We start from the raw sequence: 25,349 nt of genomic DNA, 5'->3' as shown, positions 1-25,349 counted from the left end.
ATTCAAATGAAATTAAAACTCCTATTTATAACATTAATGTTTGCTGCATTTTTTTCAGTACATGCACAGCAAAGTTTAAAATATACTATTTTTAAAAACGAACCTATTAATTTTGGAGGAGATATTGTTGAGAAAGATGGAATTAATCGATTGCAAAATGGTCGAATTATTTATAAAAAAGTAACCGTTCCAAGTTTTCCAAAGGGAACAGATGTTAAAATTAAAATAACATTGCGCTCAAATGGAGATAGATGGGACAAATCAGGATCTTGTTTTGTAGTAAAAGACCTAAATGAATTATCGATTCTAAATATTTCAAAAAACAACAAAGAATTTCCTATTGAATCAGCCATTGACGAAAAGTTTAAAGGGGTAAAAACAACCAAGAATTATAAACCTGTTATTGAATTAATGCGCTTTATGACACCTTTTGGTGTAGGTTTTTACAGTAATGATGAAGGAAAGCATAGAAAACCTGTATATATTCCAAAATGGGAAAAACAAGTAGTTTGGGAACATGACATATCTCAGTTAAAAAATTTAGTTACTAACACCTTTTATGTTGGAGTATGGGTTGATACTTGGACAAAAGAAGGCTATGAAGTAGATGTAGATTTGTTGTACTCAAACCGAGCGAGAAAAACTCTTAAAGTACAACCATTAGTAAACACCATACCTTATGTAAATGGACAATCTCTACCTGATTTTTTTGCAAAGACTACGTTAGAACAAAAATTTGAACTCCCAAAAAAAGCTAAAAATGTTAAATTATATTACACTGCTACAGGACATGGTGGACATAGTGGAGGAGATGAATTTATTAAAATAAAAAACAGTGTTCGTTGCAATAACAAACTAGTAATTGACACCATACCTTGGAGAGATGATTGTGCTTCATTTAGACGCTTTAACCCAACATCGGGAGTTTGGCTAAAAAAAGATTCGGCTTCTTATATTGATTTTGAAGCTAGAGCTTACAAAGTAAAAGAAATTGAAGAACGAATTGCTTCGTCAGATTTATCTAGATCCAATTGGTGTCCAGGTTCATCTGTAAAACCATTTGTGGTTGATTTAGGAGATTTAAAAGAAGGAATACATACGCTACAAATTTCAATTCCTGCAACAGCTGCTTTTGATGATAAATTAAATCATTGGTTAGTATCAGCTTATATAACATATGAAGAATAATAAAAGATTATTGGTAACGATGAAAAATATCTATATAAAATTATTGATTGGTTTTTTAGGAATCATTGTAATTTCTTGTAAAAATAACAAGCAACTACAACTTGTAAATAATGGAACTTCTAATTATGAAATTGTAATAGCCGAAAATTTTTCTAATGAAATGTTAGCTGTCTCAGAAGAGTTACAAGCATATATTCAAAAAATTTCTACAGTTAAAATTCCTATAGTTGTTGAAAATAAAGTAGCTACAAATAAATACAAATTGTTTTTAAAAGTTGAAGACTTTAACAAAAACAAGCTTAAAATAAAAGTAGAAGAAACTAATAATATTGTTATTTCTGGTGGCTCTGAAATTGCACTTAAAAATGCAGTTTATGAGTTCTTAGAGGGTTATTTAAATTGTAAATGGTATACACCTAAAGTTGAGGATATACCTACACAAAAAATAATTTCTTTAGATAAAAATATAGATTTTGAATACCAACCAAATATTACCACAAGAACGGTGCATTCAAAATTGTTTTATGAAAACCCTGAATTTGCAGCTAAACATAAAGTAACAACAAATGCTTTTCCATATTACGTACCTATGGCAAGAGTTCATACTTTTAACAAGTTTTTGCCTGAAGAAGTTTTTTACAAAGAGCATCCAGAATACTATGCTTTAAGAGGTGCTAAAAGATTGCCAACCCAATTGTGTTTGACCAACAATGAGGTTTATAAAATTGTGAAAGATTCTGTAGCTTCTTTGTTTCATCAATATCCAGAAGCAAGTGTAATTTCTGTAAGTCAAAATGACAATCAACAGTATTGTACTTGTGAAAAGTGTAAAGCTATAGATGAAGCAGAAGGAAGTCCTAGTGGTACTATGATACAATTTGTAAATAAAATTGCTGCTGATTTCCCAAATAAAACCATTTCAACATTGGCTTATCAATATACAAGAAAGCCTTCAAAAACAAAGCCTTTAAGTAATGTATTAATCACATTATGTTCTATTGAATGTGATAGAAGTGCGCCTATTGAAGAAAAATGTGATGATTTTTCAGAAGATTTAAAAGGTTGGAAACAAATTACTGAAAATATTAGAATTTGGGATTATACCACACAGTTTACCAATTTTTTAGCACCATTTCCAAACATACATACGTTACAACCAAACCTTCAATTTTTTAAAAATAATAATGCAAAATGGGTTTTTGAACAGCATAGTCAAAATCCAAGTGAGTTGTTTGAACTACGTTCCTACATAACAGCTAAATTATTGTGGAACCCAAATTTAGATATTGAGGAGTTAATTACTGAATTTACCAATGGTTATTATAAAGAAGCTGGAGTATATGTAAAAAAATATATAGATTTAGTTCACAAAAAAATACAAGAAGATAAAAACTTTTTCTTGTTTTTATATGGAGACCCATCACAAGCTTTTGATTCTTTTTTAAACCCAGAATTATTAAAACAGTATGATTCTTTTTTTAATGAAGCTGAAAAAGTAGCAGCCTCTCCTGAAGTTTTAGAACGTATTAAATGTGCAAGAATAAGTGTTGATTATGCTATTTTAGAAGCTTGTAAAAAAGGAATTTCTAAAGATTTTCAATTAGTTATTTTTGATGATAAAGGAAATAAAAACATCAATCCATATGCGAACGAAAAACTCATTAATTTTTATGAAACTTGTAAAAAAAATCATATTACTTTAATGAATGAAATGGGATTTACGATTGAAGAATATTATAATGGTTATAGAAAATCATTAGAGGTTGCAACAATACCAAATATAGCCAAAGGAAAAAAAGTAACCTTGTTAACTAAACCTAAAAAATATGCAAATGAAAATCCACAAACCTTAACAGATGGAGCTTTAGGAGGTAGTAATTTTTACGCTAACTGGTTAGGTTTTGAAGGTAATAATTTGGAAGCAGTTATAGATTTAGAACAAAGTAATAATATAAATTCCATAACTACAGCTTTTTTGCAGGTAACCAATCATATCGTGTTTTTCCCAAAAAGTGTTTCGTACTATTATTCAAATGATGATATTAATTACACAAAACTTGGAACTGTAATTAATGATGAACCATTAACTAAGACAAGTAAAATAAATGATATTAAATATTTTAAGCTGAAGTTTCCAAATGTAAGTGCAAAATACATAAAAGTAGTTGCCGAAAATATGAAAGAAGCACCATATTGGCATCATGCTGCTGGGTTGCCTTCTTGGATTTTTGCTGATGAGGTGTTAATTAATTAAAATTTAAAAATTAAATGAAAAAGATTTTTACATTCCTATTAATGCTAGTTTTTATAGTAAGTTGTAAAAAAGAAAATTCATTGAATATTCTCTCACCTAACAAACAAATAGAACTGGTTTTTAATGAAACAAAAGGGTTTTTAAATTATGCTATCTTTTATAAGGATTCATTATTAATCAAACCATCTAAACTTGGGTTTGAATTTAAAAATACGAATGATATGGCAAGTAATTTCACGATAGATTTATTTGAAACTACAAGCTCAAATTCAACTTGGGAACAAGTTTGGGGAGAAAATAAAATCATTCAAAATAATTATAATGAGCTCTCGGTTTCAGTTCATGAAAGAGTGCAACCGTTTAGAAAAATGAAATTAATTTTTAGAGTCTTTGATGATGGTATTGGATTTAGATATGAAATTCCTAAACAAAAACTATTGGATAGTCTTTTAATAAGTAATGAAATTACGGAGTTTAATTTTAATAAAAATTATACTGCTTGGTACACTCCAGCAAATTTTGATTCTTACGAAATACTTTATCAATACGACTCAATAAATCATATTGAAAGTGCGAATACACCAATAACTTTTAAAACAGAAAAGGACGTTTATTTGAGCATACATGAAGCTAATTTAACCAATTATGCAGGAATGACGTTGTTAACTAATGAAAAAGAAAATTTCTCATTCCAAAGCAATTTAGTTCCATGGCCAAATGGTGTGAAAGTAAAAGCAAAAACACCAATGGTTACACCGTGGCGAACCATTCAAATTACGGATAAAGCAGAAAAATTGATAGCATCCAATTTAATTTTAAACCTTAATGAACCAAATAAAATTGAAGATGTTTCTTGGATAGAACCTATGAAATATATCGGAATTTGGTGGGGAATGCACCTAGGAACTCATACTTGGACTTTAGGAGAAAGACATGGTGCTACAACCAAAACAACTAAAGAATATATAGATTTTGCCTCAAAAAATAATATACAAGGAGTATTGGCCGAAGGATGGAATACAGGCTGGGAAAATTGGGGCAAAAAAGGAGCTTTTGATTTTATTACACCTTATGAAGACTTTGATTTAAAAGAAATAACCTCTTATGCTACTTCTAAAAATATTGAATTTATTGGCCATGTAGAAACTGGAGGAGACGCAGCCTATTTTGAAGATAATTTAGACAAAGTATTTTCAATGTATCATAATTTAGGGGTTAAAACTGTTAAAACAGGCTATGCTGGTGCAATACAAACTAAAGGCCAGTTTCACCATGGACAATACATGGTAAATCATTATAGAAAAGTAGTGGAATCTGCTGCCAAGTATCAAATTATGATTAATGCACATGAACCGATAAAACCAACAGGAATTAGAAGAACATATCCTAATATGATGACAAGAGAAGGAGCACGAGGTATGGAATGGAATGCTTGGAGTTCAGGAAATCCTCCTGAACATCATACCATTTTACCTTTTACAAGAGGCTTAGCAGGACCTATAGATTATACTCCTGGTACTTTTGACATTCTATTTAAAAATGCAATAAATAGGGTTAAGTGGAATTCTTTAGATGATGGTAGCTCAAGAGTTAATACTACCATAGCAAAGCAATTAGGATTGTTTGTAATTTTGTATAGCCCTTTACAAATGGCTTCCGATTTAATTGAAAATTATGAAAATCAACCAGCATTTAACTTCATTAAAGATTTTGCTACCGATTGGGAAAAGTCAACCGTTTTAAATGGTGAAATTGGAGATTATATAACCATAGCAAGAAAAGATAAACATAGTGATAATTGGTTTTTAGGAAGTATTTCAGATGAAGAAGAACGAGAATTAAACGTAGAATTGTCCTTTTTAGATAACAATAAAAAGTATATGGCTCATATTTATGCAGATGGTCAAAAAGCCAATTGGAAAACTAATCCACAAGCTATTGAAATTAAACAAAAAGAGGTAACATCAAAAACAGTACTTACATTAAAACTTGCCCCAGGAGGTGGACAGGCAATTAAATTTTCACCAATATAAATTTCAAAATGAAACAACTACTTTATTATTTACTTGTCTTTTTACTATCCTATTCAATAAAAGGTCAAACTTATAGAGCTATGACTTATAATATTCGATATGATAATGTAAATGATGGAGAAAATCAATGGTCAAAAAGAAAAGAATTTTTAAGTAACCAAATTAGCTTTTATCAACCAGATATATTAGGAATTCAAGAAGGGTTACACCACCAAGTTGTGTATTTAAATAATGTGTTAAAGAACTATAGTTATATTGGAGTTGGTAGAGATGATGGAAAACAAAAAGGAGAATACAGTGCTATTTTTTATAACAATACCAAATTTAAAATAGTGAAAGAGGAAACTTTTTGGTTAAGTAAAACCCCAAACATTATTTCTGTTGGTTGGGATGCATCAATGGAACGAATTTGCACTTTTGGTTTATTTGAAAATCTACAAACAAAACAACAATTTTGGGTGTTTAATACACATTTTGATCATATTGGAAATGAAGCAAGATTTAAAAGCGCAGAATTGATACTTCAAAAAATTCAAGAATTTAATATTCAGAAACTCCCAGTTTTGCTGATGGGAGACTTCAATTTAAAACCAACAACAAAACCTATTGAATTAATTTCTACGGTATTAAATGACACAAAAAAAGCGAGTATTTTAAACCCATTTGGACCCGTAGGTACATTTAACGGATTTAAATTTGAGAAACCAGTTACAGATAGAATTGATTATATTTTTTCAAGTAAAAATAATATTAAGGTGCTAAAATTTGCAGTGTTAAGTGATTCTAATAATTGCAAATATCCTTCAGATCACTTCCCCGTATTTATTGAATTTGAAACGGAATAGATAATTATCAAAAGAAAAAATTTTAAGTAAACGTCCAATAAAGTTTCAAAGGAATTTTATTAGTGCAGAAGTTGAAAAATAGTAAAAAAGTAACATAGGCTGTTAAAGATGAAGAAATAAGCTTGAATGTTTAAAAATTGCTTTTCCAAATACTTTAAAATACCACAATAGATTTTAAAATCATAAATGGTTGTCCAGATATGTTTGTTATAACAGCTAATGATACTATGTGATTGTGAGAATCTACAGCTCAAGTTTGACCGAAAATGCCTTTAATTTCAAAAGATTAAAAATTAAAAAGATTAATAAAAGGGTTAATTAATAGGCAGATAAAATGTAATCTGTTAGACCTAATGCAAACATATTTTATAAAAACAAAAACAAAGTATTACACTGAGATTTGGATAAAACACAAATGCTGTCAGGAATTCATAAACGTAAATGGAAAATAGATTCGCTTTGTGATGTAATAAGTGTGGCCAGTTATACAGACGGTTTTTAAAGCTTTGACAGTTATAAGTATACTGGGTATTCTTCAGAGTTAGAACAAGGAGTTTTAATTCTGTAATTTTCAAAATTGAGTATATTAAATGGCGCTCTATCTAACCTTAATTACGGTAAATACAGTCAACAAAATAATGGTTTTCAAAATACTTTTTGCTATTTTTGTATCTTAAAACCCTAAATTGTTTGTGTTTTCTTTATTTATTTTTAATATTAAAGTAAACTTTTCTTAACAAGAAACTTCAATGTAAATTATAAAAAAATAAACCCTTAATCTAATTAGAATCGCCATTGGTCGAAATTATGTATGTAAAAATTATTGATTAATTACTTTTAGGCTATTATAAACTCAAATTAATTAATGAATGATACAAAAAGTACTAAAACTGTTTTTTGTGATTTGTATAGTAGGTTTTTCTAGTATTCAAGCACAAACAGTAACGGGAACTATTACAGATGCTACGGATGGGACTCCGCTTCCGGGTGTTAATGTAGTTATTAAAGGCACAACTACAGGTGTCTCATCAGATTTTGATGGTAAATATAGTATTGACGTTAAAAGCGACAATGCCATATTGCAATTTTCATTTTTAGGTTATGCTACTAAAGAAGTAGCTGTTAATGGAAAAAGTATAATTAATGTAACATTAGAGCAAAGTGCTGAATCTCTTGATGAAGTAGTTGTAACAGCTTTAGGTATTAAAAGAGAGAAAAAATCTCTTGGTTATGCAGTACAAGAAGTTGATGGAGCTGCTATAACTCAATCAAGAGAATCAAACATTGCGAATGCGATAACTGGTAAAGTGGCTGGTGTTCAGGTTGTTAAAGGTAGTAATGGGCCTGCAAGTTCTTCTAAAATTGTATTAAGAGGGAATAGCTCATTAACAGGAGATAACCAACCATTAATTGTTGTGGATGGTATCCCAATGGATAACTTTACAGGAGCTGCGAATAATGATTTTTGGAATCCATCTCAAGATATGGGGAACGGTTTAGGAGATTTAAACCCTGAAAATATCGAAAGTATGTCTGTGCTAAAAGGAGCTTCTGCGGCTGCATTGTACGGGTCTAGAGCAGGTAATGGGGTAATTTTAATTACAACTAAAAAAGGTAAAGAAACTCCTGGTTTAGGAATTACTTATTCAACTTCTATAGGTTTTGAAACTTTAGGGTCAAGTCCAGAGTTACAAAATACTTTCGGACAAGGGTCTAATGGAGTATATGATCAAATGGGAGGTTCAAGTTGGGGACCAAAAATTGAAGGACAACAAGTTGAAAATTGGAATGGAGAGCAAGTTACCTTAAAAGCGTATGATAATTTAAAAAATTATTCTAAAACTGGTATTAACCAAACTCATACAATTTCTTTCCAACAACAAGTGAGTGATAAAAGCTCATTATTTTCATCTGCAACCTATTTAAATGATGATAGTAAAATTCCTGGAGCAACTTTAGAAAGAGTTAATTTATTAACTAGATCGGTATCTACTTTTGGGAAAAATAATAAATGGACAACGGATGTTAAAGTTCAGTATATCAATGCGAAAGCAGAAAACCGTCCATTAAATGGTGTAAATGCTTCAAATGCGTTTGCAACTATGTATTCATTACCAATAACTTTAGATATTACAGATTTTAAGGCAGGTACAAATGAGTTTGGAAAAATGTTTTGGTACGATCCTAATTCACAAGCTATAAACCCTTATTGGGCTTCAAAAAATAATTTAAGTATGGATTCAAGAGATCGTTTTATGTTAAACGGATCTTTAAAATACCAAATTGCAGATTGGTTAACTTCTGAAATTAAAGCTGGAGCTGATTTATATACTACAAATACAGAATCTAAGTTATATGCAGGAAGTCCGTTGTCTTCAACAGGTAGATATAGTTTAGGTAAAAATACCTTTATTGAAAAGAATTATAGTGCCTTATTAATTGGTCAAAAAGACGAATTATTTGGAAAGTTTGGTGGTGGATTTACTTTAGGAGGAAATTTAATGTCTAGAGAATCTAGTAGATTAAGTTCTAGTTCAGGTGAGCTAGAAGTTCCAAACTTATTTTCATTAAACAATGGTAAAAATAAAGCAACTGTAAATCAAGGATTTAGTGAAAGAAGAATGAATTCATTATATGGAACTTTACAATTAAGTTATGATGGTTATGCTTTCTTAGATTTAACAGGTCGTAATGACTGGTCTTCAACATTAAGTAAAGAAAACAGATCATTCTTCTACCCATCAATAAGTACCTCATTGGTAGTTACAGAAATGATTAAGAAAAATGACGGAAATTTACCAGAATGGTTAAACTTTGGTAAAATTAGAGCTTCTTATGCAACTGTTGGTAACGATTTAGACCCTTACAAACTGTACAATTCTTATTCTATAGGTAAAGATCCATTTGGACATACAACTGCTACTAGTAATTCTACATTATTCAATTCAGATGTAAAGAGCGAGTTAATTAAATCATTAGAATTTGGTTTTGATGCTCGTATGTTTAGCAATCGTTTAACTATTGATTTTTCTTGGTATAAATCAAATGCAACAAATCAATTAGTTGCGTTACCATTAGATCCTTTAAGTGGTTATACAAGTGAAATTGTAAATGCTGGTGATATTCAAAATAAAGGATTTGAGTTAATGTTAAATGGAACTATAATTGACAACCCTGATGGATTTTCATGGGGTATGAATTTAAATTATTCAAAAAACGAGAATTCAATAATTGAATTAACTGAGGATGTTACTCAAAGACAACTTGGAGGATTTGATAATTTATCAATTGTAGCTGTAGCAGGTGGAGGATATGGTGAAATTTGGGGTACTAAATTTCAAAGAGTTGATGATGCAACAAGCCCACACAATGGAGCAATTATAGTTGATGCTCAAGGACTTCCAACTGCAACTACTGAACAATTTAAATTAGGAAACCAACAACCTGATGCTTTAATTGGATTCTCTAATAGTTTTGCTTACAAGAACCTTTCTTTCAGCTTTTTAATTGATGCTAGAATTGGAGGAGAAATCTATTCAGGTACCAACAGAGCTCTACAAAGTTCTGGTAATGCAGCGGTAACTGTAGTAAATGGAGCAAGAGAAGACATAGTTTTTGATGGTGTTATTGATGATGGAAATGGTGGATATACTCAAAATACAGTAGGAGTTTCACCTCAAATATATTGGTCAGCATTAAATTCTAGAACTGGTAACTTAGGTATAGGTGAGCATAATATTTATGATGCTTCAAATGTAAGATTAAGAAATGTTGCTTTAAATTATAACTTGCCTAAAAAATGGTTAGAAAACACTGGAATTCAAAATGCTAAAGCTGGAATTTCTGCTAACAATGTATGGCTAATTTCAAGTCATTTAAATGGTGTAGATCCTGAGTCTGTTTATGCTACAGCAACAAATGCTGTTGGATTTGAGAACATGTCAGCTCCTACATCAAGTACCATATTTTTAAACTTGTCATTAAGTTTTTAATAAAAAAAATATATTATAATGAAAAAAATATTTAAAAAAATAGGTTTATTTCTTGGTTCTGCGAGTTTGATTGTATCATGTTCAGAATTTGAAGAAATAAATGTAGACCCTACTGCTGCAAGTAGTAGTCAAGTTCAAGTAGAATACTTTATTGATAATTCTATTGTAGGAGCACAACAAGATCCACATATTGCTGAAAGAGTGTTTGTATTGTATTGGACAGATGCAGGTAGAATGCAAGTTGTTGGTTCTTTATCAGAAGGTTACCATAGTGATGGATGGACAAGTGATTATTACAGATATATTTCAGGTTGGCTAAAAGATGCTAATAATGCAATTAAAGTTGCTGATGAACAAATTGAAGCGGGTACTTCAAAAGTATATACAGCAAACTTAAAACAAATTGCAAGAATTTGGAGAGCTTATTTAATGAGTGAAATGTCTGATAATTTTGGTCCAATACCAGTAGGAGGTTTTCAAGGTGTAAACCCTGACTATAACAGTGTTGAAGAAGTTTATACTTTTATTTTAGCAGAACTTAAAGAGGCTACAAATTCAATTGATGAAGGTGTAACTAATGATGGTTTAGCTAATTGGGATCCTGCATATGGATACGATTATACAAAATGGGTTCAATACGGAAACTCTTTAAGAATGCGTTTGGCTATGCGTTTATCAGAAGTAGCACCAGCAAAAGCGCAAGCAGAGTTTGAAGATGCAGCTCGTGGGGGAGTTTATATTTCCACTTTAGATGATACATTCCAAGTTCAAGAAAATAATGGATGGGATGCTATTACAGGTGTGATGACAAGACAATGGTGGGATCAATTCTTAACAGCAACTCAAAACAATCTAATGGTTGGATTAGGTGGTGTATCTTCTGCAGATCAAGTATCGGCTGACAAGCAAGGAAGTATTAAGCCAGCTAATTATATGGGGTTAAAATTTGAAGATCATTTTACTACATTAACAAATGATCCTTCAGCTGGATTCTGGTTTGATGGACTACACCATTCAATAGATCCTAGAGCATACGCATTGTATCCAATTCCTGGTGATTTTGATAACTCACAGTATAACAGATACCCTTCTTGGTCTCCAAGTTGGACCTCAACAACTAAAAGAAACTTAGTTATTGGAAACGCTGATAATTCAGAAAATGGTGAAACAAATGATATATCTATTGAAGCTACAAATACTTGGAATGCTCCAGTTGCTGGAGATTGGGCAGAAAAAGGTTCCAATAATAGAGTAAGAAGCTGGGGAGGAAGTATTCCTCGTTTAGCTGATAAATACAGAAATGGAACTAATAAACGTGTATTTTTTGGCCCTTGGGAATCATATTTCTTAATTGCTGAAGCTGCTGTAAGAGGTTGGGATGTTCCATTAAGTGGTCAAGCTGCTTATGAAGAAGGAATTAGCCTTAGTTTTGAATACAATGGAGTTTCTTCATATATAGGAACTTACTTAGCTTCAGAAAATTATAACAGAGCTGGTACTTCAGTAAGTTGGACTCACACTGCAGAACCTTCTGCTACAGTAACAATGGATTATATTGATGGTTACACAGGTCAAGCAGGAACTTATGAGTTTAAATATCCTGAAAATACCATTTATAAAGGAGGAGCAGTTAAAAATGATTTATTAACAAAAATTATAACTCAAAAATTTATTGCTCAAACACCTTGGTTACCATTAGAAACTTGGAATGATCATAGAAGACTTGGATTACCATTCTTTGAGAACCCTGCTATTGAAAATTTAATTGATAATTTACCTGATTTAACTTTAGGAAATTATATGACAAATAGTGTTAAAGTATTCCCTCAAAGATTAAAATACCCTTCAGGATTAAACAATAGTTATCCTCAAGGTTATGAGCAAGCTATCAATCATTTAGGTGGATCAGATAATGTATTTACTCCTTTATGGTGGGCAAAACATTAAAAATGATCTAGATTTTTGAATTAATATAAGTAAAAATCCCTATAATTTTATAGGGATTTTTTTATACTTAACTATAAGATAATAAGTAAATTAATTAATTGGTCTTTTGAAATAGGTTATTGGTCGAAATAATTATTTAGTCAATATATATTTACGTTCCTTTATCATGTCAAAAAGAATTATAAATTTTTATTTTATTAAATAAGTTTTCAGGTTTATTTAAAAATGCCAATGTTTATAATATTTGAATTAGTAATTGATTTTTTTTAAAAGAGAACTGCTTGTCCCAGTTCTCTTTTTTTTGTTTTTACTTAAGTATCTAAAAATCTGTTATCTTTGGATAAAAGATGCTTATGAATTATGAAAACCACATTCGATCAATTAAATTTTGGGCTGAAGATGATAGACCAAGAGAAAAAATGCTTTTAAAAGGAAAAACTTCATTATCCGATGCCGAATTAATTGCAATTTTAATAGGCTCAGGAAATAAAAAGGAAAGTGCTGTAGCATTATCAAAAAGAATTTTAGGTTCTATAAATAATAACTTAAATACTTTAGGAAAACTTACAGTAAACGATTTAAAAAAATTTAATGGAATAGGAGAAGCAAAAGCAATATCAATTATCACAGCTTTAGAATTGGGTAGAAGAAGGAGGTTGGAAGAAGCTTTGGTGTTACCTAAAATAACTTCTAGTAAAAATGTATTTAATTTTATGCAACCTTTAATTGGTGAATTGAATCATGAAGAATTTTGGGTTGTTTATTTAAACAATTCAAATAAGGTTTTATTTAAAGAATTATTAAGTAAAGGAGGACTTACAGGCACGCTTGTAGATGTTAGGTTAGTTTTTAAAAAGGCAATAGAATTATTTGCAACTGCAATAATATTGTGTCATAACCATCCATCAGGAAAACTTAAGCCTAGTATGGCAGATAAATCAATTACAAATAAATTAAAGCTAGCCGGAGAAACGCTCGACATTAAAGTACTAGATCATTTAATAATAACAGAAAATGCGTATTTTAGCTTTGCCGATGAAAATTTAATATAAAGGCTTTAGAAAAGTTAGAACAATGCTTTTAGTTTATACACACAAAATTACTCCTAGACTTAACTATATTTTTAAACATTTTTTTGTTAGAGTATTACACATTCCTATTATGTTTACTACTAAAGTTGATGAATTTGTAGCTCATAACGGACCTAAAATCACGTATTCTAAAACGGCTTTAGGTACCGAATTTTTTATAAGGAGTCATGATTTACTATTTGAACAAGGAATAAATGATATTGATATAAACGTTGCTAGTTGGGATGAGGTGCCATGTTTTTTCCAGGCTGGAGAAACTTCGAGTATTCCTTTCGATATCTTTGCAGCAAGTTTTTATTTAATTAGTAGGTATGAAGAGTATTTACCGCATGTAAAAGACATGCATGATAGGTTTCCAGTAGAGGAGAGTATTGCTTATAAAAATGGCTTCTTAGAAAAACCAGTGATTGATATTTGGGCTTTAAAATTTTTAGAACAACTAAAAAATAAGTTCCCAAATTACGAGTATTCAAACAGAGAATTTAAACTCATTTCAACTATAGATGTAGATACAGCATTTGCCTACAAACACAAAGGAATTGTAAGAACTGTAGGTGGCTTTTTTAATGATTTTGTTCATTTTAGGTTTTTAAATATTTGGAATAGATTGCTAACATTATTAAATTTTAAAAAAGACCACTTTAATACTTTTCAAGAGCTTTTAAAAATTAAGACAGAGTATTCTGTAACAACACTTTTTTTCTTCTTAATAGGTGATTATACTACGTTTGATAAAAATATTTCTTCAGCAAATAGCAAATTTAAGTCGCTTATAAAATCTGTAGCAGATTATGCCAAAATTGGGTTACAACCATCATATTTTTCATTTAAAAATGTTGATAAATTAAAGAAAGAAAAATTACGTTTAGAAAATATTATAAACACTCCCATTAGGTTTTCACGTCAACATTTTTTAAGGCTTAGTATTCCTGAAACGTACCAACATTTAATTGATATTGATATAGAGGAAGATTATACCATGGGATATGCAAATGCTGTAGGTTTTAGAGCTAGTACGTGCACCCCTTTTTATTTTTACGATTTAGATTTTGAAATTCAAACCCCCTTAAAAATATTTTCATTTGCCATAATGGATATTTCTTTAAAAGAAAATATGCAATTAACAAATGAAGAAAGCTTTGTAAAAATTCAGAAATTAAAACAAGAGGTTAAAAATGTGAATGGAACATTTATTTCATTATTTCACAATCAAACTTTAAGTGAAAATAGCAATTGGAAAGGATGGACTACAATTTATAAAAATATGGTAATTGATTAGGTACTCTAAATTTCTTTTAAAATTTCAAAAATTTATTTAAATTGAAATAGTTTTTTTAGTATAAATTATATACTATTTTTAACAAATGAATATTAAACATATTTTTTTCGATTTAGATCACACACTTTGGGATTTTGAAACCAATTCAGACATTGCTTTTGAAACGATATTTAAAAAGCATGAAGTGAACGTTAGTCTCAACAAATTTTTAAATTATTATAGAGGAATTAATGAAAATTATTGGAAGTTATATAGAGAAGAAAAAATAACAAAAGAAGAACTGAGATACGGTAGGTTAAAAGAAGCATTTACTAAAATTAAACATGAAGTTAAGGACGATTTAATCAATATGTTAGCGGTAGATTACATTGAAGTATTACCTAATAATAATCAGCTTTTTGAAGGTGCTTATGAAATTTTAGACCATTTAAAGCCTAACTATAATCTGCATATAATTACCAATGGTTTTAATGAAGTTCAATCTAAAAAGCTTGAAAATTCTGGGTTGCAGGGATATTTTGACAAAATAATTACTTCTGAAGATGCAGGCGTTAAAAAACCTAATCCAATAATTTTTAAATATGCTTTGGAACAGGCAAAAGCTTGTTCAACAGAATCTATTATGATTGGGGATAATTGGGAAGCGGATGTTATGGGAGCCATTAATACTGGAATTGATGCAATTTATTTTAATTATCATAAAAAAAGTGTAGCTGAAAATATAAAAAGCGTCAATAATTTATTAGAAATTAAACAATACCTTTAAAACAACTTAGATGAAAAAATTAATCTTTACAAGTGCCTTTTTTTTACTTTTTGGAGTTACTTTAGTTGCCCAAAAAAGTTTAAATTCTTACAAATATATATTAGTTCCTAAACAGTATGAGTTTCAAAAAACTGAAGATGCTTATCAAGTTAATTCACTAACTAAATTTTTATTTAATAAAGCTGGTTTTAATGTATTATTTAATGATGAACCCTATCCAGAAGATTTGGTTGATAATGTTTGTTTAGGACTTAAGGCTATTGTAAAAAACAATCCAAGTTTGTTAGCAACTAAAATGAAAATTGATTTAGTAGATTGTTACAATAATGTTGTATATTCTACCACAGAAGGTAAGTCAAAAATAAAAGAATATAAAAAGGCATATCATGATGCTATCAGAAAAACTTTTGCTGATATTGAAGCATTAGATTATAAGTATGAGTCTACAACTAAAATTGCTCCTAAAGCACTGGTTGAAAAGAATGTTATTACAAACAAAACTGAAGTAGTCAATAAAACTAAAGTAGTTCAAGATGTATCAGAAAGTAAAAGTGTAAAGCAAAAATCAATTGATATAAAGAGCGATGAAATTAAAGCTAAGGTAAAAAGTAGTGATGTTAAGATTAAGAATAATGAACAGGTAAAAGTTAAAAAAGAAAGTTATTCAATAGAGGGAATTTTTAATATTGATAGCTGGGGTAGAAGTACTATAACTAAGAAAAACGACAGCTATTCTGTAAAAGGTGGGGATGAAGATTTTGAATTCGCCACTATTTACCCAACATCTAAACCAACACTTTTTATTATAAAATGGGTTGCATATAAGCAACCTCAAATGGTTGAAATTGATAAAGATGGAAATTTGAATATTGATTCAGAAACAGGAGTTGAAAACTACAAAAGATTAGATTAATAGCCGTATTTGTCTTTCCATAAATTTTTTAAATAGTTTCTAAAGACATTTTCTCTAGAGTTTTTACCAGGTTCGTAAATTTTAGTGTTACTTATTTCTTCAGGTAAAAATTCTTGGTTTATAAAATTGTTCTCAAAACTATGTGCATATTTATAATCCTTCCCATAATTTAATTCTTTCATTAATTTTGTGGGTGCATTTCTTAAATGTAAAGGAACAGATAAATCACCTGTCTCTTTTACAATAGATTGAGCTTTTCCTATGGCTTCGTAACTGGCATTACTTTTAGGTGATGTTGCCAAGTATATTGCACATTGACTTAAAATAATTCTAGACTCTGGAAAACCTATGGTAGTAATTGCTTGAAAGGTGTTGTTTGCTAAAATTAATGCAGTGGGATTAGCATTCCCAATATCTTCACTTGCTAAAATTAACATTCTTCTTGCAATAAATTTAGCATCTTCCCCACCTTCAATCATTCTTGCTAGCCAATAAACCGCACCGTTTGGATCGCTACCTCTTATTGATTTAATGAATGCAGAAATAATATCGTAATGCTGTTCTCCAGTTTTGTCATATAAAACTGTATTTTTTTGAATCTTTGAGAGTACTAAATCATTAGTAATTGTAATAGGCTCTTCTTCAGAATTGACTACCAGTTCAAAAATGTTTAATAATTTTCTTGCATCTCCTCCAGAAATTCTTAATAATGCTTCAGTCTCTTTAATTTCTATGTTTTTAGAAGCAATAAAAGAGTCTTTTTTTAAGGCACGTTCTAATAAATTTTCTAAATCAACCTTACTAAACGAATTCAGAATATATACTTGACAACGAGAAAGCAACGCAGGAATTACTTCAAAACTTGGGTTTTCAGTAGTTGCTCCAATTAGTGTTACCCAGCCTTTTTCAACTGCACCCAAAAGTGAATCTTGTTGTGATTTACTAAATCTGTGGATCTCATCAATAAACAAAATAGGATTTTTTTCAGTAAAAAGCCCTCCACTTTGCTTGGCTTTGTTAATAACGTCACGAACATCTTTTACTCCAGAGCTGATAGCACTCAAAGTATAGAAAGGTCGCTTAGATTCTTTAGCAATGATGTTTGCAAGGGTTGTTTTTCCAATCCCAGGAGGTCCCCATAAAATTAACGATGGAATGATTCCTCGTTTTATGTGAAGTGTTAATGCACCTTTTTCACCTACTAAATGCTGTTGGCTAATATAGTCCGTTAAATTTTGAGGTCTTATACGTTCAGCTAAAGGTTCATTCATACTGTAAAAATACTAATAATTATAATTTTAAAGTGATTTAAGTTTAACATTTGTACTAGAAACAACTAAGATTTAAAATTATAAATATATTTTTTAACTATGATTCATAATTGTATTTTTGATTTATGTCAGAACATCAATTTAAATACAATTCTAGGGTTATTTCCATACCGTTAGTTGTTATTGTACTTATTTGGTTGGTATATATTTTTGAAATTAAGTTTGGTTATAATTTTAATAAATATGGTGTATACCCAAAGTCAATCAAAGGTTTAAGAGGAATTATTTTTGCACCATTTATTCATAGTAATATAAAACATTTAGCAAGTAACACTATTCCTTTGGCAGTAATGTTAGGGTGTCTGTATTATTTCTATTTTAAAGTAGCAAATAAAGTACTTATATTAGGAATGTTAATAAGTGGTTTTTTAACGTGGTTAATAGCAAGACCTTCGTATCATATTGGAGCCAGTGGAGTTATTTATCTATTGGTAAGTTTTATTTTTTTTAGTGGAATTTTTAGAAAATATTACAGGCTGATAGCAGTATCTTTAACAGTAGTTTTTTTATATGGAAGTATGGTTTGGTATATTTTCCCTGTAGAGGAAAGGATTTCTTGGGAAGGTCATTTATCAGGTTTTTTAACAGGCTTTGTTTTTGCATTCATATTCAAAAACATAGGGCCAAAACCAGAAAAATATCAATTTACTAAAGATGAATCGTTTGACAGCTTATTTGATGAAGATGGAAATTACAATCCACCAATCGAAGAAATTGATGAAAATGCTTAAAAAGTAATTAATTAAGATTGCTTATTTTTTTAAGCGTTGCCTAGTGGCTTCGTACAAAAAAGCTCCACAAGCTACTGAAACATTTAAAGACTCAATTTCTCCTAGCAAAGGTAATTTGGCTTTATGTTCTACAATTTTCAAAATTGAAGGATTAATACCTCTATCTTCAGAACCCATTATAATTGCTGTAGGTTTCGTTAAATTTATATCATAAATTAAATGATCAGTTTTCTCGGTAGCAGCTACAATTTGTATATCTGCAGCTTGGAATTGAAAAATGGCATCTTTAATATGATCAACTTTACAAATAGGAATTTTAAAAGCAGCTCCAGCAGAAGTTTTAATAGTATCTGCACTTATAGGTGCGTTTCCTTGTTTTTGAATAACAATACCATTGACTCCTGTACATTCAGCGGTTCTAATAATAGCTCCAAAATTTCTTACATCGGATAATTGATCTAAAAGTAAAAATAAAGGAGTAGGAGTATGCTCTAAAGTTTGGTAAATTAAACTATCTAGTTCTACAAAATCAATTGGGGAAGTTTGTGCAATAACGCCTTGGTGATTACTGTTTTTTGATAATCTATTTAGTTTTTCAATAGGCACGTAACTTGTTGCTATGTTATTACTTTTTATTAGCGTGTTTAATTCTGAAAATAAAGAACCGCTTAACCCTTTTTGTAAATATATTTTACTAATAGTTTGACCAGCATTTATTGCTTCAATAATTGCTCTAATACCAAATATTTTTGAAATTTCATTTTCCATGATGCAAATGTATGTAAAATAAAAAAACCACCGCTATAGCGGTGGTTTTTATTTAAGATCTAAAATTATTTTTAGAAGCCTGGATTTTGAACCATATTTGAATTGGCGTCCATTTCAGCTTGAGGAATTGGCCAAGCTAATTTTGGATCTCCATAAGGAATAGTGGCTAAGAAATTTTGTTGAATAGATATTTTTTCAATATCACTTCCAGTTCTTAATAAGTCATCATAACGGAATCCTTCAAAAATTAATTCTTTTCTTCTTTCATTAAGAATATCTTCTTTTGTTAGTGGAGCTGCGTAAGGACTAGCGCCTCTATTAGAAGTAATTTTATTAATTTGAGTTAATGCATCGCCTCCAGTTTCTAACAAAGCTTCTGCATAGTTTAAAATTACCTCTTCATATCTTATAATTGAAACATTATCATATCCTTGATTATCTGGATATTTTCCTAAGTTTCTTAACATAGTTCCTTCATACCCTAAGATACCAGCTCTAACGTCTCCAGTTTCATATAAATTTATTACTTCATCTAAAACTTGAACATCACCGTAGCTACCTCCACCTGTAGTTCTGAATATGTATGCTAATCCATCAATACCTTGATTATCAGTGTTGTTGAATGCTAATTCAAAAATTGAATTTGATGAACCATCCTGACCCCATGAAGCAACATAATCTCCAGCACCAATAATAGAGTATAGTTGAGAATTTATTACAGCTTCAGCAGCAGATTTAGCAGTTGACCAATCTCCAAAATAAACAGCAACTCTTGATTCTAAAGCTTTAGCAGTATATTTTGACATAAATTCTTTACTAGCGTCATAATAAGTGTCATCCATCATATTAAAAGCAGTGTTCAAATCTGCTATAATAAGATTTTTTACTTCATCAACTGTATTACGCGCTGGAAATAAATCATCACCTTTAAATTCAGTTACATATGGTACACCTAAATTTCCACCAACATGTTGTTGACCGTATTGCTTCACTAAATCAAAATGAGCAAGAGCTCTCATTGCGTAGGCTTGACCTTGCATATGTTTACCATAAGCCTGATCACCTGATAAAGTAGAAATGTCAGTGCCTATTATAATATTAGCACGAGCAATTGTTGAGTAAGCTTCTTCCCAAAAATAGCCTGAATTTGCTGTATAAGTAAATGATGCCTGAGTTGTAAATCTTCCAGAGTTACCATTAGAAAAACAATTGTCAGTTCTAACTTCATTTGTTACAATGTAATCTCTACCATAATATCCAGAGACTGTCATTTGACTGTAAGCCCCTTTTAATATTCCATATAAGTTATTTACATCTACAATACTACCTTCAACTGATTTATTTTGTTCCAAACTTGGATCTAAATCATCTGTTGAACATGATGTAAACGAAATAAAAAATATGAAAAGTAATGTGTATAATATATTTATTTTTTTCATGATTTCTTAAAATTTAATGTTAATACCAAATATTATTGACTTAACTGGAGGTGTTGTTAAAGATGTAAATCCACCAGAGTCAATTTCTGGATCATATTTTAATAAGTCATCTTTAACCCAAGTATATAAATTAGTTCCTCTAACAAATAATCTCAACCCATCAATTCCAATAGATTCAACTATATCACTATTGAAATCATGTCCAAAAGTAAGATTTTTAAGTCTAAAGTAATCACCAGCATAAAGGAATTTAGAGTGTAATCTCCAAGGGTCAGTTGTTGCACGGAATCTACCAAATCTTGTTCCTGTATCACCAGGTTGTTGCCATCTGTCTAAAACAGCATCAACACCTTGATAATAAGCGGTAGTAAAGAAGTCAGTACCATTAGTATAACGTGCCCAATCCTCATAAACTTTATGTCCACCAGCATAGTATCCATTGGCATCTAAAAAGAAACCTTTGAAATCTACATGGATATTCATACCTGCAGTAACTTTTGGTATTGCACTTCCTCCCATCCAAACTTGTTTAGCTTGATTATAATCATTTGTTGTTTCAGTTCCTTTGCCTTCAACATACCATAATTCATCACCATTGGTAGGATCAACTCCAGCCCATTCTCTCATATACCATCCATATACTGGGTGTCCAGTTTCAACTCTTGTTGTACTTGAAGTAATATTGATTTCTTCACCATTACCATCTTTAGCTAACTCAAGAACTTCGTTTTTAGTTGTAGCAACATTACCTCCTAAAGATAAATTAAAGTCTTCTGATTGAACAATGTTGAAATTCATTTCTAATTCAAAACCTTTATTTTCCATTCTACCAATGTTTCTTGTTTGAGAAGTGAAACCAGTAGTACGTGATAAAGGAACATTTAATAATAAGTCTTTAGATTCTCTTCTAAAATAACCAAATGAACCACTAATTTTATTTTGGAATAAACCAAAATCTAAACCAAGATCAAGTGTGTGCGAAGTTTCCCAAGATAAATCGTTGTTCCCAAAAGTACTAGGAGATGTAGCTCCTTCTCCAGCATAATCTGATCCAAAAGAGAATAAAGCTTGGTACTGGTTTAATGAAATATTAGCATTACCAGTAACTCCATAAGAAGCTCTCAACTTTAAATTGTTTACAAAATCACTATCAGCTAAGAAATTTTCCTTATGAATGTTCCAAGCTGCACCAACAGACCAAAAATCACCCCATCTTTTATCTTTTGCAAATCTTGAACTACCTTCACGTCTATAAGTTGCATCAAGAACATATTTACTGTCAAAAGCAGTATAATGTACAGTACCTAAGTACGATGCAACAGCCCAATCGTTAAAGTAGGAGTTAGCTGTTGTAGGATTACCTGCAGAAGCTAAGTTTGTCAATCCTGTATCAGCAAAATTATCTCCATCAGCTTCTAAGTAATAGTATCTACTTTTTTGCCATTCTTGTAATACTTTAAAGTCAAATTTGTGATCTTCATTTAATTCATAAGAATAATCTAATGAATTTTGGAATACATAAATAGCATTGTTACTATGTGCTTGCCATCCGTAACCATTTGTTTCACCATCTCCATCACCTCTTACAGGGTTTCTATATCTTTTATAGTTATAAACTTGATAGTCAATATTTATTCTAGATGTGAAACTTAAATTTTCAATTGGAGTTTCCCAATTTAAAGAGTTATTAGATAAAATTCTAGTGAATTTTGATTCATCAATATCTTCTTGAGCAATCCAAAGTGGGTTAGGTAATGAAGTACCAAAAATATTAATCTCACCATCATCTGTATAAGCAGGCTCAATTGAAGGGTTAAAATACTTTACAGCTCTTGGAGAAGAAAAATATGCACTATTTTCTAATAAACCATCTTGGAAAGAGTGTGAAGCGGAATTTCTAGTAGTAAATTTAATTTTATCGGTAAAATCTTTACTAAAATTAACATTTCCTGTTATTCTATCAAAATCAGCTCCAATTACAGTAGCTTCTTGTTTGAAATATCCTAAAGCAGTATAGAAATTATAAGTTTCATCTCCACCTGTTGCAGAAATATTATATTCTTGTACAGGGGCATCCTCATTGGTAATTAGTTTTTGCCAGTCTGTTTCTTGTCTTCCGTTAGCATTCCAAACAACATAATCAGTACCAAATGCATTAGGATTACTTTCATAAAAAGCTTGTGCTCCATCTTTATTAAAACCATATGTTTCACCATATGTATTATAAATTGCTTCATAAAATAACATCTCTCTTTCAGCTCCTGTCAATACATCTGGTCCATCAGTAGCATCGTTTTGAAATCCGTATGAAGAACTAAAATTAAAAGTTGTTTTTCCAGATTTTCCACTTTTTGTTGTTATTACAATAACTCCATTAGCACCTCTAGCTCCATAAGCTGCAGTTGCTGACGCATCTTTTAGCACAGTAATACTTTCAATACTAGCACTATTAATACTTGCTAATGCTGAAAATGAAGAACCTGAACTAGTAGCAGATACATTATCATTGGTCATTGGCACCCCATCTATAACATATAAAGGCTCATTTCCTGCTGTAATTGAACTTACACCTCTAATACGGATATCAGAAGTAGATCCAGGTGTACCAGAATCTCCATTAAATACTAAACCAGCAACCTTCCCTTGTAATACAGCATCTACAGAAGCTACAGGTACTTGTTCAATTTCTTCAGATTTAATCTGAACAGTAGAACCTGTTATTTCTGTCTTTCTTTGAGAACCATAACCTAAAATAACAACTTCTTCTAATAGGTTAGATCCAGTCATGGTTACATCAATAGTATTAGATGTTCCAACTGTTCTTTCAACAGTATTCATACCTACATAGCTGAAGACGATAACATCTCCAACGCTTGCTTTTAAGGTAAATTTACCATCAAAATCAGTTTGAGTACCATTAGTTGTACCTTTAACAATAACATTTACTCCAGGTAAAGGACCCGTTTCATCCGAAACAGTACCTGAAATCGTTTTTTCTTGGGCAAAAGAAATTTGCACCATTAACGCTAATAGAAGCGTTAAAATTCCATTAAACTTTGTTTTCATTGTAAAATTGTTTGAATTAATTTTTGTCAAAAATCATAAATTATAATCAAAATACCTAATTAATTGTTAAAATTAACATAAGAAAATGTTATTTTTTATGAGATATTATTTAGTAGATGTTAATTTTTAAAAAGGGTTGCGTTAAGTTTAACATAGAAATTAATCGATAAAACTATTTTGTATAATATATATTTTAAACGTTGACTTTAAGACAAAAAAAACCTATGAGTGAAACTCATAGGTTTTTATAGTTTAAATTATTAAAAATTCTAGTTTCCTACACCAACAATGTCCCAAAAGACTCTTGAAGATTTTAAATCACCTCCCATTGCAGCACTTGCAGCTTCATAATTTGCGCCATTCACATCAGCATCATCATTTCCATAAATGTATCTTCTTGGAACTGGTTCTCCAGAGATAGCAGGTCTTGTCATCGTGTTTGGATAATCTAGCATTCTCCATGAACTCCACGCTTCAAATCCTCTTCCGTATAAAGCAATGTATTTTTGGTTACCTATCACTTCTTTCCAGCTTGATCCTGCTGTATTATATGCAACGCTTGTTTGTGCTAAATAAGTATCAGCGTCTCCTTCTGATCCTCCCCAATAGATAATTGAAGCTTTCACACCTTCATTATAGTACATTTCAGCATCACCAGAAATTAAGTTTCTTTCAACCGCTTCAGCTAATAAAAATTGCACTTCATCGTAGCTCATTAAAATACCCTCTAAATCAGGGGTATGCCATAAGTCACCAATATGAGTATAATCTGTGTAAGAAGACCCAACGCCATAAGTAGCTCCAATATAAGGATCTTTATTATCTGCCATAAATACAGAAGCTCTAGGATCATTTAAAGGTGTAATGATATCTACAAAAGTATTAGCAAGTATAAAGTCATTACGTCCAGATTGAACTAAACTTGTCCATACTGGGTTAGTATTTGGTGGGCTTACTTCAAAAGGGAATGCAGCATTGTCACTTGAAGAAGTAAAGACACCTGCAGCAACAGCTTGGCTAGCTAGCTGTGAAGATCTTGAAGAATCAAAATCTGCAGTACGAACAGCCATTCTTAATTTTATAGAGTTTCCAAATTTTTTCCATTGTGAAATATCTCCATTATAAAGTAAATCAGCGGTACCAAATGAATCTCCAGAACTTAATTGAGAAAGTGCAGCATCTAAACGGGCAAATAAATCGGCATATATTGCTACATCATCATCATAGACAGGTAGTAAATTATCTACTCCTTGTAAAGCTTCAGAATATGGAATATCACCATAGGTATCTACCAAAATATGCCAAACAAAAACTTGCATTATTTCTGCAACAGCTAACTGATTAGTTTTTGTAGTTGCATCAATAAATTGATCTTCATTTATGATTCTTTTTGCTTCATTAATGTCCATTAAAACATCTCTATATAAATATAGGAAAAAATTACCTCCAATATCTCTACCTGTAAGGTCGTAATTTACTTCATCAGTATATTGAGTTTCTGTCCAATATTGAGCAAATAACTTAAAGATATTGTAGTTTACACTGGTGCTTGTCATTCTTAAAGCAAGGTCTCTTTGAGAGCTGGTTATTAAATACCCAGCAGGAACTTCACTTGGATTCTTATCATCCACGTTCCATCCTTCAAAATCCTCACATGAAGAAAATGTGATGCCTATAAGAAAGGCTATTATAAATATTTTTTTCAT

The 25,349-nt window shown here is 30.5% G+C and carries 16 protein-coding genes; 11 read left to right on the top strand and 5 right to left on the bottom strand.

Features of this window, described 5'->3' with window-relative positions:
* Positions 1–6 precede the first annotated feature (6 nt).
* The 10 genes from ACFQZW_RS03435 (at position 7) to ACFQZW_RS03390 (ending at position 16,308) form a co-directional block, all read left to right on the top strand.
* Complete coding sequence (locus ACFQZW_RS03435) at positions 7–1,188, top strand: PNGase F N-terminal domain-containing protein (RefSeq protein WP_386781467.1); 1,182 nt, start codon at positions 7–9, stop codon at positions 1,186–1,188.
* Positions 1,178–3,442 carry a DUF4838 domain-containing protein gene (locus ACFQZW_RS03430; protein WP_386781466.1) on the top strand — a complete coding sequence of 755 codons (2,265 nt, stop codon included), beginning with the start codon at positions 1,178–1,180 and terminating at the stop codon, positions 3,440–3,442. The genes ACFQZW_RS03435 and ACFQZW_RS03430 overlap by 11 nt, the downstream gene beginning before the upstream one ends.
* 14 nt (positions 3,443–3,456) lie before the next feature.
* Entirely contained in the window at positions 3,457–5,475 is a 2,019-nt protein-coding gene (locus ACFQZW_RS03425; RefSeq protein ID WP_386781465.1) for a glycoside hydrolase family 97 protein, read from the top strand.
* An 8-nt stretch (positions 5,476–5,483) separates the two neighbouring features.
* Entirely contained in the window at positions 5,484–6,320 is an 837-nt protein-coding gene (locus ACFQZW_RS03420; RefSeq protein WP_386781464.1) for an endonuclease/exonuclease/phosphatase family protein, read from the top strand.
* Between the two features lie 869 nt (positions 6,321–7,189).
* Positions 7,190–10,312: a SusC/RagA family TonB-linked outer membrane protein gene (locus tag ACFQZW_RS03415; protein ID WP_386781463.1), complete on the top strand. Its 3,123-nt coding sequence runs from the start codon at positions 7,190–7,192 to the stop codon at positions 10,310–10,312.
* 18 nt (positions 10,313–10,330) lie between these two features.
* Positions 10,331–12,259 (top strand): SusD/RagB family nutrient-binding outer membrane lipoprotein, encoded by a 1,929-nt coding sequence (locus ACFQZW_RS03410; RefSeq protein ID WP_386781462.1) that lies wholly within the window; start codon positions 10,331–10,333, stop codon positions 12,257–12,259.
* A gap of 353 nt (positions 12,260–12,612) precedes the next feature.
* Positions 12,613–13,311, top strand: coding sequence for a RadC family protein (gene radC / locus ACFQZW_RS03405; protein WP_298264344.1), 699 nt, complete (start codon positions 12,613–12,615; stop codon positions 13,309–13,311).
* A gap of 109 nt (positions 13,312–13,420) precedes the next feature.
* A complete protein-coding gene (locus ACFQZW_RS03400; RefSeq protein WP_386781461.1) occupies positions 13,421–14,629 on the top strand; it encodes a polysaccharide deacetylase family protein in 1,209 nt (402 codons plus the stop codon).
* Positions 14,630–14,714: 85 nt separating this feature from the next.
* Positions 14,715–15,395: a YjjG family noncanonical pyrimidine nucleotidase gene (locus ACFQZW_RS03395; RefSeq protein ID WP_386781460.1), complete on the top strand. Its 681-nt coding sequence runs from the start codon at positions 14,715–14,717 to the stop codon at positions 15,393–15,395.
* Between the two features lie 10 nt (positions 15,396–15,405).
* Complete coding sequence (locus ACFQZW_RS03390; protein WP_386781459.1) at positions 15,406–16,308, top strand: hypothetical protein; 903 nt, start codon at positions 15,406–15,408, stop codon at positions 16,306–16,308.
* Here ACFQZW_RS03390 and ACFQZW_RS03385 read toward each other — a convergent pair.
* Entirely contained in the window at positions 16,305–17,579 is a 1,275-nt protein-coding gene (locus ACFQZW_RS03385; RefSeq protein WP_386781458.1) for a replication-associated recombination protein A, read from the bottom strand. The two genes, ACFQZW_RS03390 and ACFQZW_RS03385, sit on opposite strands and share 4 nt — an antisense overlap.
* 125 nt (positions 17,580–17,704) lie before the next feature.
* Here ACFQZW_RS03385 and ACFQZW_RS03380 point away from each other — a divergent pair, with 125 nt between their 5' ends.
* Positions 17,705–18,370 carry a rhomboid family intramembrane serine protease gene (locus ACFQZW_RS03380; RefSeq protein ID WP_298264352.1) on the top strand — a complete coding sequence of 222 codons (666 nt, stop codon included), beginning with the start codon at positions 17,705–17,707 and terminating at the stop codon, positions 18,368–18,370.
* A 21-nt stretch (positions 18,371–18,391) separates the two neighbouring features.
* Here ACFQZW_RS03380 and rlmB read toward each other — a convergent pair whose 3' ends face one another.
* The 4 genes from rlmB to ACFQZW_RS03360 form a co-directional block, all read right to left on the bottom strand.
* Positions 18,392–19,138 carry a 23S rRNA (guanosine(2251)-2'-O)-methyltransferase RlmB gene (gene rlmB / locus ACFQZW_RS03375; RefSeq protein WP_298264354.1) on the bottom strand — a complete coding sequence of 249 codons (747 nt, stop codon included), beginning with the start codon at positions 19,136–19,138 and terminating at the stop codon, positions 18,392–18,394.
* Between the two features lie 71 nt (positions 19,139–19,209).
* Positions 19,210–20,577: a RagB/SusD family nutrient uptake outer membrane protein gene (locus ACFQZW_RS03370; protein ID WP_386781457.1), complete on the bottom strand. Its 1,368-nt coding sequence runs from the start codon at positions 20,575–20,577 to the stop codon at positions 19,210–19,212.
* 6 nt (positions 20,578–20,583) lie between these two features.
* The gene (locus ACFQZW_RS03365; protein ID WP_386781456.1) at positions 20,584–23,643 is read right to left on the bottom strand and encodes a SusC/RagA family TonB-linked outer membrane protein; all 3,060 of its coding nucleotides are present in this window, start codon (positions 23,641–23,643) and stop codon (positions 20,584–20,586) included.
* 269 nt (positions 23,644–23,912) lie between these two features.
* Positions 23,913–25,349: a SusD/RagB family nutrient-binding outer membrane lipoprotein gene (locus tag ACFQZW_RS03360; protein WP_372800975.1), complete on the bottom strand. Its 1,437-nt coding sequence runs from the start codon at positions 25,347–25,349 to the stop codon at positions 23,913–23,915.

The sequence above is a fragment of the Lutibacter aestuarii genome (assembly GCF_042676885.1).
Taxonomy (GTDB): domain Bacteria; phylum Bacteroidota; class Bacteroidia; order Flavobacteriales; family Flavobacteriaceae; genus Lutibacter; species Lutibacter aestuarii.
Note: the sequence above shows the minus strand (reverse complement) of the source record. Positions and strands in the feature narration are given on the sequence as shown.

What these genes read in the sequence shown, in the direction of transcription:
- ACFQZW_RS03395 (WP_386781460.1), top strand. Translation starts at nt 14,715, where the DNA reads ATGAATATTAAACATATTTTTTTCGATTTAGATCACACACTTTGGGAT.
- ACFQZW_RS03390 (WP_386781459.1), top strand. Translation starts at nt 15,406, where the DNA reads ATGAAAAAATTAATCTTTACAAGTGCCTTTTTTTTACTTTTTGGAGTT.
- ACFQZW_RS03400 (WP_386781461.1), top strand. Translation starts at nt 13,421, where the DNA reads ATGTTTACTACTAAAGTTGATGAATTTGTAGCTCATAACGGACCTAAA.
- radC (WP_298264344.1), top strand. Translation starts at nt 12,613, where the DNA reads ATGAATTATGAAAACCACATTCGATCAATTAAATTTTGGGCTGAAGAT.
- rlmB (WP_298264354.1), bottom strand. Translation starts at nt 19,138, where the DNA reads ATGGAAAATGAAATTTCAAAAATATTTGGTATTAGAGCAATTATTGAA.
- ACFQZW_RS03410 (WP_386781462.1), top strand. Translation starts at nt 10,331, where the DNA reads ATGAAAAAAATATTTAAAAAAATAGGTTTATTTCTTGGTTCTGCGAGT.
- ACFQZW_RS03430 (WP_386781466.1), top strand. Translation starts at nt 1,178, where the DNA reads ATGAAGAATAATAAAAGATTATTGGTAACGATGAAAAATATCTATATA.
- ACFQZW_RS03370 (WP_386781457.1), bottom strand. Translation starts at nt 20,577, where the DNA reads ATGAAAAAAATAAATATATTATACACATTACTTTTCATATTTTTTATT.
- ACFQZW_RS03415 (WP_386781463.1), top strand. Translation starts at nt 7,190, where the DNA reads ATGATACAAAAAGTACTAAAACTGTTTTTTGTGATTTGTATAGTAGGT.
- ACFQZW_RS03365 (WP_386781456.1), bottom strand. Translation starts at nt 23,643, where the DNA reads ATGAAAACAAAGTTTAATGGAATTTTAACGCTTCTATTAGCGTTAATG.
- ACFQZW_RS03385 (WP_386781458.1), bottom strand. Translation starts at nt 17,579, where the DNA reads ATGAATGAACCTTTAGCTGAACGTATAAGACCTCAAAATTTAACGGAC.
- ACFQZW_RS03435 (WP_386781467.1), top strand. Translation starts at nt 7, where the DNA reads ATGAAATTAAAACTCCTATTTATAACATTAATGTTTGCTGCATTTTTT.
- ACFQZW_RS03380 (WP_298264352.1), top strand. Translation starts at nt 17,705, where the DNA reads ATGTCAGAACATCAATTTAAATACAATTCTAGGGTTATTTCCATACCG.
- ACFQZW_RS03425 (WP_386781465.1), top strand. Translation starts at nt 3,457, where the DNA reads ATGAAAAAGATTTTTACATTCCTATTAATGCTAGTTTTTATAGTAAGT.
- ACFQZW_RS03360 (WP_372800975.1), bottom strand. Translation starts at nt 25,349, where the DNA reads ATGAAAAAAATATTTATAATAGCCTTTCTTATAGGCATCACATTTTCT.
- ACFQZW_RS03420 (WP_386781464.1), top strand. Translation starts at nt 5,484, where the DNA reads ATGAAACAACTACTTTATTATTTACTTGTCTTTTTACTATCCTATTCA.